This window comes from Rhodococcus sp. 15-725-2-2b, assembly GCF_002259075.1.
Taxonomy (GTDB): Bacteria; Actinomycetota; Actinomycetes; order Mycobacteriales; family Mycobacteriaceae; genus Rhodococcoides.
The window spans coordinates 17,339-33,133 of the sequence record NZ_NPFL01000021.1 but is presented as its reverse complement, the minus strand read 5'-3'; the positions used below and the strand labels follow the sequence as shown (position 1 = coordinate 33,133).

15 protein-coding genes are annotated in these 15,795 nt (G+C 61.7%); all 15 read right to left on the bottom strand.

Annotated elements, in window-relative coordinates; translation table 11 throughout:
- Nucleotides 1-162 precede the first annotated feature (162 nt).
- The 15 genes from CH306_RS28880 to CH306_RS25030 all read right to left on the bottom strand — a co-directional run bounded on the left by CH306_RS28880 (nucleotide 163) and on the right by CH306_RS25030 (nucleotide 15,488).
- Complete coding sequence (locus CH306_RS28880) at nucleotides 163-351, bottom strand: hypothetical protein (RefSeq protein ID WP_015586087.1); 189 nt, start codon at nucleotides 349-351, stop codon at nucleotides 163-165.
- 9 nt (nucleotides 352-360) lie between these two features.
- Complete coding sequence (locus CH306_RS25090; RefSeq protein ID WP_139278539.1) at nucleotides 361-990, bottom strand: hypothetical protein; 630 nt, start codon at nucleotides 988-990, stop codon at nucleotides 361-363.
- A 46-nt stretch (nucleotides 991-1,036) separates the two neighbouring features.
- Complete coding sequence (locus CH306_RS25085; RefSeq protein WP_015586085.1) at nucleotides 1,037-2,551, bottom strand: hypothetical protein; 1,515 nt, start codon at nucleotides 2,549-2,551, stop codon at nucleotides 1,037-1,039.
- Nucleotides 2,552-3,611: 1,060 nt separating this feature from the next.
- Nucleotides 3,612-4,235: a hypothetical protein gene (locus CH306_RS28875; RefSeq protein WP_015586083.1), complete on the bottom strand. Its 624-nt coding sequence runs from the start codon at nucleotides 4,233-4,235 to the stop codon at nucleotides 3,612-3,614.
- Nucleotides 4,236-4,350: 115 nt separating this feature from the next.
- Nucleotides 4,351-8,013 (bottom strand): LysM peptidoglycan-binding domain-containing protein, encoded by a 3,663-nt coding sequence (locus tag CH306_RS29795; RefSeq protein WP_015586082.1) that lies wholly within the window; start codon nucleotides 8,011-8,013, stop codon nucleotides 4,351-4,353.
- Nucleotides 8,014-8,137: 124 nt separating this feature from the next.
- Nucleotides 8,138-8,605 carry a pilus assembly protein TadG-related protein gene (locus CH306_RS25075; protein WP_015586080.1) on the bottom strand — a complete coding sequence of 156 codons (468 nt, stop codon included), beginning with the start codon at nucleotides 8,603-8,605 and terminating at the stop codon, nucleotides 8,138-8,140.
- Nucleotides 8,605-9,063 carry a TadE family protein gene (locus CH306_RS25070; RefSeq protein ID WP_015586079.1) on the bottom strand — a complete coding sequence of 153 codons (459 nt, stop codon included), beginning with the start codon at nucleotides 9,061-9,063 and terminating at the stop codon, nucleotides 8,605-8,607. Before CH306_RS25070 ends, CH306_RS25075 begins: the two co-directional genes overlap by 1 nt.
- Nucleotides 9,060-9,485 carry a type II secretion system protein gene (locus CH306_RS25065; RefSeq protein ID WP_015586078.1) on the bottom strand — a complete coding sequence of 142 codons (426 nt, stop codon included), beginning with the start codon at nucleotides 9,483-9,485 and terminating at the stop codon, nucleotides 9,060-9,062. Before CH306_RS25065 ends, CH306_RS25070 begins: the two co-directional genes overlap by 4 nt.
- Before the next feature lie 38 nt (nucleotides 9,486-9,523).
- The gene (locus tag CH306_RS25060) at nucleotides 9,524-9,754 is read right to left on the bottom strand and encodes a hypothetical protein (RefSeq protein ID WP_015586077.1); all 231 of its coding nucleotides are present in this window, start codon (nucleotides 9,752-9,754) and stop codon (nucleotides 9,524-9,526) included.
- Between the two features lie 169 nt (nucleotides 9,755-9,923).
- Entirely contained in the window at nucleotides 9,924-10,847 is a 924-nt protein-coding gene (locus CH306_RS25055) for a type II secretion system F family protein (RefSeq protein WP_032364991.1), read from the bottom strand.
- Entirely contained in the window at nucleotides 10,844-11,722 is an 879-nt protein-coding gene (locus CH306_RS25050) for a type II secretion system F family protein (protein WP_052047795.1), read from the bottom strand. Before CH306_RS25050 ends, CH306_RS25055 begins: the two co-directional genes overlap by 4 nt.
- On the bottom strand, nucleotides 11,722-12,744 hold the full coding sequence (locus CH306_RS29580) for a CpaF/VirB11 family protein (RefSeq protein WP_254924256.1): 1,023 nt from the start codon (nucleotides 12,742-12,744) through the stop codon (nucleotides 11,722-11,724). The genes CH306_RS25050 and CH306_RS29580 overlap by 1 nt, the downstream gene beginning before the upstream one ends.
- A 638-nt stretch (nucleotides 12,745-13,382) precedes the next feature.
- Nucleotides 13,383-14,207 (bottom strand): hypothetical protein, encoded by an 825-nt coding sequence (locus tag CH306_RS29575; RefSeq protein WP_015586073.1) that lies wholly within the window; start codon nucleotides 14,205-14,207, stop codon nucleotides 13,383-13,385.
- A gap of 3 nt (nucleotides 14,208-14,210) precedes the next feature.
- Entirely contained in the window at nucleotides 14,211-14,759 is a 549-nt protein-coding gene (locus CH306_RS25035; protein WP_254924251.1) for an SAF domain-containing protein, read from the bottom strand.
- Nucleotides 14,760-14,927: 168 nt separating this feature from the next.
- On the bottom strand, nucleotides 14,928-15,488 hold the full coding sequence (locus tag CH306_RS25030) for a hypothetical protein (RefSeq protein WP_139278540.1): 561 nt from the start codon (nucleotides 15,486-15,488) through the stop codon (nucleotides 14,928-14,930).
- Nucleotides 15,489-15,795 lie beyond the last annotated feature (307 nt).

Here is a 15,795-nt window from a genome sequence, read left to right as displayed (position 1 = left end):
GAGGTGCAGCCCCCGCAGTGATGCTGCGGATAGCTCTCTCGTTGGGTGCTGCCCGAACAATGGTGCGATCACCCGCAGCCGATGTCGGGACCACCACCACAGGGCGCGCGCTGGCACGTGGAGCCGACGACCCCGCCGGCGGATTCTGATCTTTCGAGGCCGTCACGCCGACGCCCCCTGCTGCTTCTCTATCTGGCGTCGCACTTCGTCGATCGTGCGGGAACTGCCCTCGTAGTTGCCCACCAGCCGAGGATTGGGACGCAAGGCCACCTTGCGACGCCGCGACGCCGTCGCCGGGCTCGCCGAGCCCACCGGTCGATCAGGTTTCTGCTGCTCGTTCACCGTAGCCATGATGTCCTCCTACATCCGAATGATAGCCGTCACGAGCAACACCAGCACAGATCCAGCCAACAGACCCGTCGTGATCCGCAACCGCATCAGCTTGCTCCGAAGCCGCATCTCTGTCACCTGATAAATCGACACCAGTGTCGACGCGATCTCGAACCGGCCCGTCGTCTCATCGACTGTCGAATACTCCTCCAACACCACTTCCGGATTGAGCCCCGACGCGGTATTGGGTGCAATCACGAATGCCGCCATGATTGCCGCCGCACCGGCCAGGGCAGCACCCGCAACCTCCCACACACCGATCCCCGCGGGATTGCGCAACACGATCCCCACCAGAATGCCCGCGAATCCCAGCAGCACACCCCCGCGCTGATCGATGCTCGTCACTCGGCGTTCCTGAGAATCCAGCGTCCGTTCGATGCTCGCGTGCACCATCTCGATTGCCGCCGGATTCAGCTCGACACTCACCGGGTTGAGCTCGGACGCCATCTCTTCGCCAGCAGCGGAGTCCGGTGAAGCATTTTCGCGCCCACCCCGGTCGTTCGATTCCACTGCTAGCGCCCCCTTTTCGACATCAATTTCGGCTGCGCCGAACCTCGTCGGCCACACCGCACCCATCAGCCGGCGCACCATGACACTCACCGCAATATTGTCTCAGCACACCACCGGCAACGTGTGTGAACACCTCTCACTGCGTCCTGCGTCTTCGAGCGGATCGACGGAGCAGACGACGTCTCAGGTCATCAGGATCGGACATGATGTACATCAAGTACAGCAGCGGCAGGTACATCAGTGTCGCCGGCAGCCGGCCGTTGTGTTGCGCGAAAAGTCGGTCACGGACGGGATCAGGTTTGTCGAACCCGTGTGTAGTGTTCCTGCGCAAACGCATGAACTGACTCACTGCGTCATCGAGTGACAGGGATTTGTCCGCTCCACCGGGCAGCTTCAGAATTACCTTCTCCGACCTACGGTAATTCTTGATGAAGAACCCGTCCCCCACTTCGGTCAACGCTTCCACACCAAAAGCCGCGTACGGAAGCAGGACGGACTGAACATCAGCAGGCATACGTTCTCGAACTTGCTGCAGCGCTTTCGCCGCAACCGAGGGCTTGCACAGTGCCGTGAGATCCCATGAAAGCCAGGTCGCCTCGATCAGGTCCATTGCTGACCACATCAGAACTCCGGCTGCGTAGTCGTCGTGCAGCGATAGCAGCGTCGAGGTAACTCGTTGCAGAAGATCCGCAAATTCCATCAACCGGTTCTGCTGCGCATAGGGGAGGTAGTCACCGTCAGCATCTGCGAACAGGCATGGGTTCAGGAGATGCCCGAGAACAGAGTTCATCTGAGCAACCCACCAAGCGACGGCCGCACCCCACGCCTCCGGTGCCGGCGGCTCCTGCCGCTGGGGAAGGCGACCCACTGGTGATCGGGGAAGTACCTGATGCGCTTCGTACGGAACAGGAGACCTCCCGACAATATCTGTGCCGAGAGTGAAAATCACCGCACCCGACACCCTGTTCGCTTGAAACGCCCATACCCATGGAGACCGTGCGGCCAACAACGGACCGAGATGGCTCGCGGGAATCAAGACACTGCTCAGGATCGACGATCCCGACGCGAAAATGGTCTCATCGACGTCGATCGGCCCGCGTCGTATGTCGTCGAGAAGTTCGGGGTCCTGATTCAGACGTAACACGAAACCAGGAAACCTGATCCGACGGTGCGTGGCGTTGCCATAGCGAACAACGTGGACAGCATGCCGGTCGAACGGATGCTCGTCATCGTCGTCCGAAGTTCCGGCCAACTCCCTACTCGCGTCCTGTACTGCCGCGGACAAGGCTCGATCGCTGGCGGTGATGACAGGTAGCTGGAGTCCGTACAGGAACGATCCCACCGCACCCGCGCTCATCTGTCTGATCGCGCGAAGGCGCTCCTCAACGACTCGCCCATGGTCCAGCCTGGAGACGTAAGGGTCTTGCGGGAGGTCGACGAGCTCGTCATCGACGTCCGCTTCCGAACCCGACAGGGTGCGAACGGTCATAAAATCGACACAGTCCATGCTGGCAGCCGGCTCGGTTAACGCCCACACATCGGGCGCGGACGTGTGGGCGACCTCGAACCCCAACTCTTCCAGGTAGGCCTGCACTTGCCCCCCAGCCAATTCCGGTGGCATCGTGACGTTGACAGTCAACCGTTCAGGCATTCCACCAGCCTACAAACCGGTAAGCCTGGAGTGACTCAATTTCGCACCCGAGGAGCGGGGGCGCACGGCTCTAATTTGTGACCAGGACCTGCAGTTCACCAATCCGAACTTCAGTACGCGAAGTCAGCGGCGTGGGTATGACTCCACCGACCGTCCCGTTGGGTGTCGTCGCTGTCCACGTGACGAGCCAATTCGATGTCGCGGAGACCTTGAATGTCCCACCGGGCTCGGTAGTGGACGTCTTGTGATAAACGATATTGCCGCACGTCGGACTTGGAAGCCCTTGTGCAACATCGGTATACGGCGTGAAGGGCAGTAACGCACCTGGGCACACCGACGGCACGGATCCGTCCCCCCAATTGACGACCACGGACGTATTGACCCCTGTAGCAGAAACTATGACACCCGGTCCTGCTGCAGTTCTGGTCACGGGGCCGACTGTCGATTCCCGTGGGTCAGCGACCCAGAACCAGCCGGGTAGACCAACCAGGCCGACAGCACCTGTGTTTGCGGGGTTCGGGGTGATGCCTATTCCGGGCGGATCCAACTGCATTGCCGTAACCGCTTGGCCGACAACGGTCATAACGTCGACCACCGGAGGCGTAGCCGGCACCCCAACGTCCGGAATTTGAACACACGGACCGGCCGCTTCGCAGGACCATGTTGTGCCGTCATCATTAACGACGTTCACTGCCATCGGGGCACCACTATCAGCATTTCGAACAAGCGTCATATTGGCGGCGTCAGTCGACGGAACGAACTCGAGCGGCGGTCCGGACGGCGCGGCGCTCCCACCACCTCCCCCGCCCACAGCAGCTGGCGCGGATCCAGTCGTTCCACCCCCTGACGGCACACTCGTGTACGTACCTTCGACCACAACTGTCGAACCACCCAAGCCTCCGCCGAAGGCACCGCCAGTTCCGGTGCCGATCCCCGGCTGCGCAAATACTGGGTTCGCGTTGAACACTCCAACTAGAAGCACTGATGCGATAACCCCAAGCGGCTTACGCATGACCCACCGCCCTTATGGATTCCAGTTGCCTACTTGCCAAACCGTCGATCATGGTGCGTCGCATGGGGTACCCGAAGAAGTCACTGCATCGGAAACAATGCGCCAGCCTGATGAATCTGGCCACGCCACGTTCTCCAGAGTCGGCTTGCCCAGCTCCCGCCGGACTCGGTCAGGAGGGAGCACACTCGTGCCGTCCGGACGGATCTGGTCATAGTTCGAGCTGTCGATGCAGACTCGCAATGTTGCCGACGCTTCTTCCTTAATTGGGTTCCCGTCAGCATCCTTTGGTGCCTGCAGTTCCGTCACGAATGCATCTGCGACAGTCGCAGCACCCGTGGAGACAATTCCTTGAGATCGGCGCAGGTTCACGTTTGCCTTCAACTGATCGAGGATCTTTCCACTCGCAACAGAGTCCAGCATGTTGATGTCTACAGCAGGATCGCTCTCGACCTTCGCGAGAACGGCGAAGAACTCATTCACCTTTGCTGTTGCCTGCTCGGTCGCCTGTTGTTCCGGGGACTTTTCGACGCCCTCTGGTCCCGTGAGGACCGGCTGCGTGGTGGTCGTTACGGGGGTCGCCTCAATGTCACCGCTCCCGCATGCGACGCTGATGCTTGCAGCGGCTGCTACTGCGAGGATTGCCGCGCCTGTGCGACGTCGTGTGCTGATCATCGTGGACCCCCTACGTTGTTCTGTGCGTTGTACTGCGATAACGATAATGGTGCGGCTGTTTGGACCGTAACGTGCTTACCGGACACTTCAGACACCTCGATTGACGCGACTGCTATCAACTGGCTATTGCTCCGATCCGGTAGAGGGCGTTGCCGCCATTGTGGAATTGCGCGAGGGCGCGCAAGAGTTCGTCGGTTTCGGGTTCTGGGTCGACATCGATGTCGGCGAGGTTCGCGAGCAGTTGGTCGATCAGCTCCTGGGTCTTGCTGATCTCGTCGCTCCCGTGGGTAGCGATGATCGCCAGTCTCCAGAGACCTTCTCGGAACGGTTCGACGGTGACGCCGCGGTTTGCGGTGGTGAGCGCGGCGGAAAGATCTCCGGTCTTTATTTGTCTGGTGGCGAGCTCTTCGAGGGCATCCGCGAGGGTCGAGATCATGTGCTGCTGTAGGTTTCGTGCCCACCCGTAACGGTCTGACCGTGTCCCGGCGAATGGTTGATCGTTTACCAGTTCTGCAGCCGTCCGCAATTCCGCATCGGTGGCGGCGGCCGGAGTGGTGTCGATCAGTTGTTGCCAGTAGTCCCAGTCCGATCGGACATCGGGGTGCAGTCGGTAGCCGGTGCGGCCGGTGCGGTCGCCGTGCTTCGGAAATGCCTGCTCACCGTTCTCTGTCTCTCCCAACCAATTTCGCAGTCTCGAGAGGTAGTTCTGGCGTCGTGTCGCCTTCTTTTTCGGCTGATCCTCCAGAGGGAGTTTGTCGAAATTGTCTGCAGGCCAGATCTTTTTGTCGATGGAGTCGTGTTTGATTCCCGGGTGGATGGAGAGAAGAGCGGCGATCTCGGTTAGGAGTACTTCACGGCCGTCCTTGGGTGGCTCCCCGGTCGGGGTGGTGACTGCTGGTTTCCCGAGAAGATGGAGCCAGAGATGTCCCGGGGCCGGTACGTCACCAGCGACAGGAGCGATGGGTGGGGCCTGGTCGTCGTACCTGATCGCTTCTGGGGATGTCCACTGCGCGGCGTCCGGGCTGTAGGTCGGAACGTTTGTGACGTCGGGGGCGGTCTCCGATGCGGTAGTTCCGTTCAGCAGCAGCTGGTCGGTGGGGTCGATCGTGGTGACGGAGTCGAGGAAGGTCTCAGCGCTTTCGGCGTCGGTGAGGTGTGCGTCGATTTCGGCTGCAGCCCAGGGGTCGTGCATGGACGACTCTGTGGGGATAGCTGGCTGTGTGGCGGTCGCGAGGTAGGCGGTAATGCCTTCATATTGGTCCGGCTCGAGAAATGCTGGCTGGAATGCGAAGCCGCCGTCGGTGTCTCGTTTGACAAGGCTTGCGGTGTTGCGGTCGACGATGTCGAGTGTCCACGCGGCCTGGGTGTTCTCGCTGGCGGTGCTGGCGGTGCTGGCGGCAGCGAACGCCACGCGCGGTGTGGCGGCCAGGATCTGATCGAGTGATTGCTGTTGGTCGGCCGTCAACTGACTCGCGATGAGAACTACTTCGGGGGCGGTCATTTCGCTTGTGTCGTAGATCGAACGGGCCGCTGCAATGCTGTCGATGTGTTGTTCGACGAGGGTGTCTTGGTCACGTTCGGCTTGTCGGGCGAGTCTGGCCAGCACTTCGCCTGGTTGGTCGGTGTGCTCGATTCGACCGTTGCCGAACAGTTCGGGGAGCTCCTGTCCGAAACCGATCAGCGTCAGGTGCAGATTGTCGGCGAGCGGGGATTCGACGAGTTCGAGGGCCAGGGCCTGGAGAGTGCCGCGGGCGTGCTCTGGTGAAGCTGAGACGCCGAGGTAGCCGAGTTCTTCCAGGTTGAGAAGAACTTGGGTTCGGTCGTCTGTGGAACCGAGTGTCACGAGCGTGGGGTACGGGCTGATTGTGGTGGGTGCTGGGGCGATCCGGACGTCGGCGGGGAGGGTCCAGGTGCCGGTCTCTGATCTGAGCCACTGGTCCGGCAGTACGGAGTCATCAAGGATTACTAGCTCCACCGCATCGGGACCGATGAATGCGCCGAGTAATGCCGGCAGTGCGTTGCCCTGTGTCCGAGCGTGTTCGGCGATAGTCCTCAGTGCTTCGTCGAGCCGCGTGAGGACGTTGTTGTCCGCTGCAGAATGAATCTGTTCTTCCACAACTGCTGCAGCGCCCCAGGTTTGAGGGAGGGTCTCGCCTCTGCGGCGATCGTGCTGTTGACGGTGCCGGCGCAGCCCGAAGGCCCCAGCCAGTCCGATGGCCGCTAGGGCTGAGATACCGAGCCACAATGTGCTGTTCTGATCCTCGGAGACATCGCTTGGCTGCGCAGTGGCGGCGATATATACCGGGTCTGTCGTCGATGTATTCAGTGGGATCTGGGTGGCTGGCTGAGTCGGGGCGGGAGCTGCAGCAGGACTGGGTGACGACGTCTGCGCTGGAGCAGGCATTTGAGCGGGTGCCGGCCCGGGTGCCACAACATCTGCGCCCGCGGACTCAGCAGCAGGTTCGGAAGCTGCCACCGGGGCGGGAGCCTCTGCTGGCTCAGGGGCGGCCACCGGAGCAGGCGCTGGCTCAGGAACCGCCGACGGGGCGGGGGCCTCTGCCTGCTCAGGGGCTGCTGGAGCAGGCGCTGGCTCAGGAGCCGCCGCTGTCGGAGCAGGTAGCTGTGACGAAGCGCTGTTGAGTTCGATGCCGAAAATCTTCGCAGCGGCGGCGGCAGCGGCCTGCGCTTCTGCCTGAGCCTGTTCGTCACCGCCCGGAACCATCTCCGCTTGTTCCGGAACGTCGGTGCCACCCAGGAGAGGTGCAGCGGAGGACAGTTCAGGCGCTGCTGCGGGGGCCGGTTCAGGAGCGGCAGCCGGAGCCGGTTCGGGAGCGGCAGCGACCGGGGCCGGTTCAGGAGCGACGGTCGGTTCGGGCACAGCAGCAGGTACAGGAGCGGCAGCAACCGGGGCCGGGTCGGGGGAAGCAACCGGACCCGGTTCGGGCGTGACGGTCTCGGCGGTTTGATCGTTGACGGTGAGCTGCTGGCCGACGTGGATGATTGTCGACGGTGCAGTTCCGTCGGCGTTGATGATTTCTTTGTAGCGGTGTCCGTCACCCAGATGTTGCTCGGCGATGCTCCAGAGACTGTCGCCTTCTCGAACTGTGTAGGCCCCGTCGACGGTTGTGGGTGCGGCGGCGGGGAGCTGAAGTTTCCATCCTGGTTGCAGCCATCCGTCGACGGTCAGGACGTCGGCGTTGAGTTGCTTGATCTCGGTGTATCGAAAGCCATCGCCAAGGTGGCGTTCTGCGAGTTTCCATAGGCTGTCGCCCTGCTGCACCGTGATGGTTTCCCCGTTGATGGGGCGGGCGGGGGCTTCTGCTGGATGCGGTTGGCTTTGTTGCGTTACTTGGATCGGTGCCGAGTGGGCAGGGGCGTCGAAGAGCGGTAGTGCTGTGGCGGTGAGGGGTTGGGCTGTGGCGGTGCCCGCTGTTACCAGCATGAGCGCTCCGCCTATGAGAACGGAGGCGCTTCGCTGCTGGAAGCCGAGGCCTCGGAGTTGAGGTGCTTTGATGCCGCGTAGTGCTGCGACGAGTTCGATGACGGTGCTGAAGGTGAAGGTGGCCCAGGCGAGCCAGCCGATCCAGGTCACGAATCCGAGGAAGAGTGATCCGTCGTCTTGGGTGGTCAGAGCTGTTTTGATCTGGTCGAGATCGGGCAGCGTCGTCGGTATTGGGTTGCCGCGGAATGTCCACAGTGCGAGCGGAATTCCGACGACGAGGACGAGTAGGACGATCAGGTAGAGCAAACCAGTCAAGCGCCGTCGGATGGTGGTCATGCGGGTGTCCTTTCCGATGGCTGCAGGGTGGCCGGGGTCGTGCAGCGTTGCGCCGCGAGCTGTCGAATCACGTCCTCCGTCTTCTCGTGGAGTTCTGCGACTCGTCTGCTCTGCGGTCGATTGGTCATGGTGTGCCGGGGATTCCGAGGTTGGTGCGGTTCAGGTTGACGGTGGCTGTTCCGATGATCTGCTGTGGCCCGACGCCGATCAAACCGAGGACACGGGGTTGGTAGGTCGTTGTGGTGGTGATCAGCAGTGTTGTCGGTCCGGTCTGCACGACGACGCCGGGGATTCCTGCTGCGGCAAGGTATTTGGTGGCTTTGGCTTGGGCTGTCAGCGGGTTGACGACGACGTTGGTACCGCGGACTGCGAGTGGTTCGATGATGGCTTGTCCTGCCCCGCGGGCTGCTTCTTCAGCGACTTGCTCGGCGCGCTGCTTGGCGTAAACTTTGCCGCCGCCGTCGACGACGAGACCCATCATGATCAGCAACGCCATGGCTGTGATGACGCTCCACATGGCGATGGTTCCGGCGTCGTTGTGCGCGTCTCGCCGTGTGCAGGCGGCCACCGCCCGGCGTAGTGCTTCGGTCATCAGGCGCGCTCCCGGTAGGTGTCGACGGGTGAAGTCGCGGTTGCTGTGATGGTCCGTGAGCCCATGACTTGCGGGAATCCGAGTGCGTCGAGGGAGATGACGCACGTGACGGTGGCCGAGACGGAAGCCGTGACGCCGGGGCGAGTTCTGAATCCGCCGAGGTCGGTGTTGACGTTGAGAGCGGAACAGGTGAGCCCTCGTGCTGCCAGGTCGTTTCGCGCGGCTGCTTGCGCATCGGGGGCTGCGGAGAACGCCGTTCGCGCGATGGAGGCGGTACGCGCGGCCTCGTTCGCGGCGTGGACTACTTTCTGGTGCGCTTGCGCGAGAACGCCGAAGGTGACGATCAGTGCGATCAGGAACAGTGTGGCGGGGGCGACGATGACAGTCTGCAGGGCCGATCCTCGGTCGTCGGCTCTGGCTGCGGCTGCCAGCTGGCGCAGTTTGTTCGCGGTGTTCATCTGGTTCCTGGGGCAGTGACTCGTTCAACGGGAAGCGTCTCGCTGACATTGATGTCGAGGGAGAAGAAGGGGATGAGGCGGATGGGTTGTCCGGTGATCTGGACAGTTGCTTCTCGCAAGCCTCGGTTGACGACAATGACGGGTGCTCGAAGGGTCGTCGGGCCGGCGGTGGATGCGAAGGCGTAGCCCGCCGCTGTTCCGGCCGCAGCGCTGCCGAATTGCGATCGCGCTTGTCGTAGAGCTTCTTCACCGGTCGAAATCGCTACGGTCCGTGCGTGAGCGTAGAGAGCTGCCTGGATTGCGATGAGGAAGAGCAGTAGGACGACGCCGAATACCACGACTGTTTCGAGGGCTGCGCCGCGGTCGTCTCGACGTATGCGGGTGAGCCATTCGCGTAGTGGTACATGTGTGTCGGTGAGCAACGCTGGTCCTCCCCTGTCTCGTTGGGCGAGTGGTGGGGTTACTGGATTCGGTTGAGGTAGCGCTGTGCAACCACGGTGATTCCGGCGACGATAGCGATGGCGAGGATGACGAGGCCGGCGGTGATGACGACGGTCTCCATGCTGTAGCCCTTGTCGCTTTTGCGTCCGCCGGCGCGCTCGGTCATCCGGGTATAGGAGAACAGTGCCAATGCGAACAGTGTTGCGGTGGTTGCTGCGATCCGGTTTGCGATTGTGCGCGATGCTGCCATGTGACGTTTCCCTTCGATATGTAAAAGCCCTGGTTATGACGGTTCTGGATGCCGGTCAGACTATCGCCAAGACCGGACACTTCGAGCAGGTGAAGTGCACGGATCGGTGTTTGCACAGCTCAAACTTGGTAGTTGATCGTTGAATGACAACGCATTCGGGTTGTTCGGTCTAGACGCCGCCCATGATGTTCACTCCGGCCGGCACGATCAGCATGATCATGAACAGCACGGCCAAGGTGCCGAGAGGTGCGTCCATCTTCTTCGTTTTGGCTCCTGCTTCGCCTTGTTCTTTCGAGAGCAGGGCACTGCGGAGCGCTCCGGCCCGCGCGGCAAGAGTGTCGGCCACGCTCGCTCCCTGGTCGCCGGTATAGGTCATGATGTCCGCGAGATCTCCCAACTCCGGCAGCGCCAGTTCGGCTGCAAGATTGGACAGAGCAGCCCATGGTGCCTGTCCGGCGAGGGACGCTTTCTGAAGCTCGGCATCCAGACGTAGAAACACCCAGCTATCGCCCACTGCGGCAGCGCGTTCGAGACTTTGGAATGCAGCGACGCCGCCACTTCGGTTCAACGAAACGAAGTCGATGAACGCCGCCAATGCTCGGGTGAATTCGAGTCGGGCACTAGCGGCGCGAGTCTTGACGTCGGCGTCGGGCGCGAAGAATCCCACCAGCGCCAGGACGAGGGAACCGGCTACGGGAAAAGTCAGGGGCACTGCCATGCCGAACAGCGCCAGGAGTGCGATCGAAATCGGCGCGATGATCAGACCTATTGCAGCGGAAAGGATTTTGTCTCCGATGAACTTTTGTGGAGTTTCTCGGAGGATCGCCAGGTCCGCGGTCGGGATCCTGAACCACGCCTGCGATCGCAGCCGCGGGTAGAAGCGGGCACCGACCTTGTAGGACAGGGCATCCGAACCGGTGAGGTCGTCACCGCCGCGGGTGTCGACGGTGTACGGGTCCGGGGCTGCACCGGACAGTCGTTCCATGGCATCGCCGAGTGCTGGGTCGGCCGGCAGTATGCGGAGAACGAGGAGGATCAAGCCGAGAGCGGCGAGAGCGGCAAGGGCGATCGCCCAGAGCTCGAAGTTGTTCATACTGCGCTCCTCTCACGTGCGGTGTTTGCTGCGTCGCGGTCCTTGGTGCCGATGAACCTGGGGTATTTCACTGGCAAGGTGTATCGCTTCATCCACCCGAGCACCAGGCCGAAACCGATGAATTCGAGGAACAGAACGGGCTGGAGGAGGGGCTGTTTGTACGGGTCCATGTAGTTGGTGAACAGGAACAACCCAACGATGACAACGACGGTGATGACGGTGACCCCGCGAGCGGTCGTGCGGGGCCCTTGCCGTTCCGCTTCGGCCGTTCTGCGGTTGCGCACGTTCTCTGCCACCGATTCTGAAAGTCGCTTCAAGGCTGCGGTGAGTCCGGAGCCGCGCAGGCGAGCTGCCTGCCGCAGTGCACCGACCACGTAGTCGCCGGTGGAATCGTCGAGATCGTCTGCGAACCGAAGCAACGCTTCGTCGATCGACACATTGCCACGCAGGCGCGTGATGAGGCTCGTAATTTCCGGACGCAATGCTTGAGGCATTCCCCTGTGCGTTGCGATGATGGCCTGTTCGAGGCCGGATCCTGCTGCGAGCACTCCAGTCAGGTTGCGCACCCATTCTTCGAGGGCATTGAGGCGTTCGATGTCGTCGGCGGCGGCTGACGATCCGAGTAGGTAGGGGACGCCTACTGCTGCGATCGGAATGATGGGGAAGAGTACGAACCATCCACTGAGGAGCCATGCAGCAAGGCCGACGGCAGTTCCGATGGCGAGGAGTAATTTTGTCCGCCGGGCAATCCGCGCACGTGAGGTGCGGTGGCGTGTCGGCGCAGTCGGGTCGCGGCGATCGCGAATTCCGTTGGCAAAAAACCACATCCCGGCGGCAAAGACAAGGACGATACCGACGGCCGTGAACGTGTACATCAGAGCCCACCACCTGTGATCGTGTTGATGGGGATTTGGTTCGGACTGAAACCGCCTGCGTAGAGCTTGCGGAGCAAAGCTGGGGGCAAAGTTCCGTATTCGCCGGTCCCGCCCGGCTTTCCTTCGTAAATTTTGGTTACTGCGGGCATGGCGTTTTCGCCGGCCTCGATATGGATGACCTCGCTGACGAATCGGACCTGACGCCTCTCGCCGGTGTCGGTAAATTCGTAGTCCGTCTGCAGCTGAATGATCAGATTGATGTGGTGTGCCACTTGGCGGTAGGCGTACTCGACCGGCACTCCTGCTTCGAGGGCGCAGGTGACGAGGCGGTCGATCGCGCCGGCGGCATGCTCGGCGTGCGTGGTACTCAGGGAGCCTTTGGCCATCTGCATTGCTTTGAACATGTCGATGATCTCGCCGCCGGCTACCTCTCCGACGATGACACGGTCGAGCTGCATTCGCACGAACTGGTAAAGGATGTCGGACAGCGTCGTCGCGCCGCGTAGCGCTCCGGTCAGCTCGTTTCGTTCGCCGCCGCCGGTGATTGCCTCGGCTGCAACAACATACGGTCTGCGACCGTCGAGTTTGTCGAGGAACAGTTCGTACTCTGTCTCTGCTGTGCCGATCCGTGTTTGCAGGGGAAGGCAGTTGGCGAGCGCACGAAGGTTGGTTGTTTTACCTGATCCCATGGGCCCGGAGATCACGATGGAGGCACCACCGATGACTGCGGCGCTGAGGATCTCGGACAACAGTTGGGGCATAACACCCATTTCGACCATCTTGTCGATGGTCACATCCTTGTGGCGGTGCATGCGGATGGCGATACTGGGATGGCGGACCGAGTAGCCCATCGCGGACAAGCGGATGTCGCCGGGCAGATTGAGGCGGAGGTTGGGGTTGACCTGCGAGAACGGTCGTCCACCACCGGGTGCGCGCTGCGCGAGGTTGGTGAGCCAGTCGTAGAGCTCTTCGTCGCTGTCCGCGATCGGCGGTCGTGCCTGCAGACTCCCGTCGGGGTACATCACAATGACGCTGTCGCCGTTGATGAGGATGTTCTCGACGTTCGGGTCGTCGACGAGCGGCTGAAGTGGGCCGAGTCCGAACAGCGTGTCGAAGACCGCTTTGACCAGCGTCTGTTCCTCTTGGACGCTCAGCTGTTCGTGACCGGTGTCGATCGCGGACTGCACTTCTTTGCTGACGAGATCTATGACGATCTGCCTGCCCGACTCACGCTCCTCGTCCGGGGTCATGGCAGTGACGCCCAGCTCAGGGTTGAGGGCCTGATCTGCTCGTTGGGTCTTACGGAGAGAGAGGATTTCGGATGCTTCTTTGGTCAGTTGCTTGACCAATTGGTGGTTGGTCCTCGCGACGTCCGACCGCTCAGCTGGAAATGGTGATGGCGATGTGAACGGGACCGTCTCGAGTCGCTCGGGTTCCGGGTGGGAGTGGCGACCGTCCTTGCCGGCTGCGGCGAGCAGACCTGCAGATGAGGAGCCGTATTGCCCGCTCCTGTAACGAGTTATCTCGTTGTCGCCATCGTCGAGGATGATCGGATCGGCGGCAAACATCGGTAGGTCGGGTAGGGCTGGTCGCTCGTCGTAGTCGAAGTCGGGGGCGTTGTTGGTCATGCGGGTGTTCTCCCTTTGGCCTTGTCGGCTCGTTACGCGGGCTGTGAGCTGTATGGCGAGTTGGCGATCCATACGGGCTGGTGCGTTTCGTGGAAGCGCTCGATCTTTTGCCAGGTTCCGTCGATTGCGCGTAGATAGCTTGATCGACGTCGCCGCCAATTACTGAGCGAGGCACCTTCGGAAAAAACTTGCGCGTGTACCGGTGATTCGGGAAGGACTGCGATGACGTCGAGGCCGGTCGCCGCGGCGGTCTCGGCTGCGCTGTAGGGCTCGGTACCCCTGACAATGAGGCCGATGCTGGCCGGCGACTTCGTATTCTCCAGATGCTGCTGTAGTGGGCCCAAGCCAGCACGAACCGCTGCCACTGCGGTCCTGGTCGGTCTGAGCATTATGGCGATAACGTCACTGTGACGGATCAGGTCTTGATGTCCGGACCGTAGATTGAGGCGACCGGCGTCGACGAGCAGGTCACCGCCGCCCTGTTTCGACAACAACGCCAGATGTGCCCCCAACGGGCCCCACGTCGACTTCATCGATTCCGTTTGAGCTGCATTGACCAGGCCGGGGACGAACCATCCTTGCGCCTTGGTCGGCTCCTCTGGATCGAACGGCCCGATTCTAACTATTTGGTGCTGGAAGGCTGGGCCTATTCGGCCGTGCCTGTTCGGCTCGACCAGTTGGATGATCGATCGGTCGTGCCGGCGGCGCGCGTGAAAGTACCCGGCCAGCGTCGGGGACGATCCGATCGGATCGGCCTCGATGTACAGCAGCTTGCGGGAGTCTGCGGTGAGAGCGATGCCCAGGCCGGTCGTCGAGACGCCTGGCGAGCCGGAGATCGAGGTCAGGGTGACGAGCATGGCTCAGCGCTCCCGGGAGTCGAGGACGATGGCGACGCGGTTGGTGGCGGCTCGGGCGGCGATCCAGCTGGCCTCGTCTTTCTTGACCAGAACGTCCACTGTCGTCTGTCCGGTCTCGGGGATGTCCTTCACGGCAACGACCTGTGCGTTCGCGGTGACCGGACCCTGCACCGGGGAATCGTCTTGATCTCGGGGAGTGTCGACGATCCGGACGTTGTCGCCTGCGAGCAGTGGCTCTGCGGGAAGTTTGCTGATTGCGACGGTGATGCCGACCAAAGTGTTGTCCCCGCTGGGGATTACGGCGTTGGTGAACGACGATGGGTTCAGTGCCGATCCGCTCAGGAGCGGAACTGCTGCGCTCTGGCCCACGACCGATGCTTTGTCTGTGGCAGGAACGGTCGCGATGGTCGCATCGCTGTTGACCTCTGCGGTTTTGAGGTCGTCGGTGGTGATCGTCTCCCCCTGTGGCACGTCGCGGGCGAGCACCAGAATTGTCGTGGTGGCGCGCATGGCGTTCACCAAAAAGACCGCTCCTACGATTGCGACGGTCATCAAGGCGACTCCCGCGATCCAGTACGACCGTCGACGGCGCACTTTGGTGGTGGATACGACTTCGGTGAAGTCATGGCCCGGCTTAGGAGATGCCTCTCTTGCGCTGCGCGGCTCCCCCACTGTGGCGGTCGATGTCTTTTCTTTGAGATTGCCGAACATGGGCATAGCTCAGTCACTTTCCGTTTGTGTCGTGGCGTCGAGGCCGAGATGTGCTTTGAGGGCAGTTCCGATGAGGTGGCTGCGGGAACGGGCCTTGAACTGGTCTTTCAGTTGATCGATGATCACCCAGTCATCGGCGTACAACCCGACCGTGACTCCCTTCTTCTCCGCCTTACCCTCAGACGGCTTCCCACCTACTCCCCTGGCGCGGAACAGACCTCCGCCGACCTTGCCTCCCGGAAACAGAAGGCTTTCGAGATCGCTGTGGACATCCTCGATAGCAGTGATGACCACCTCGCCGTGGGTTCTCCCTGTCCGTTTGCTCTCCTTCGCCAGACCGTGTGCAACCCCGACAGCAAGATGAACCGTCGACGGCACAATCGTGTCGTCGTGCCCCAATTCAGCTGCACCAGAGGATGTCTCCTCCTCGTTTGAACTCAACTGCACCACCTCCGCTGACATAGCACTTATCGATCCGGCCGGCGGCGGTGGCATGAAGGCTGCCCCGAGCGACTGTCGCGCAGGCGGAGATGTCGGCACGTTCGCACTCTCAGCGCTGTCGGTCCTCACTCACGATCCTTCCGATGTCCCCGTGTACCTGAGTCGCAGGCTTGAGTGCGACGTACGAGATATACCGGGTCTCCCGGACACCGCGAACAGCGTCGATCCGAACCGAACCCTGCAAAACGAACCCCGTGTTCGTCCCGCAAGAGGACCCCATCCCCTCCCCACCAGGACAAAGGCTATCTCCACCTCAACAACAGTGGTGATCAACACGCGGTACATAACATTTCAGTAACAAGGTAGTCGATCGCGCACTCGTTCAGTTCCGAAGCAAACGCGGCGCGGCACCGACCCCTGACGGTCCGTGCCGCAA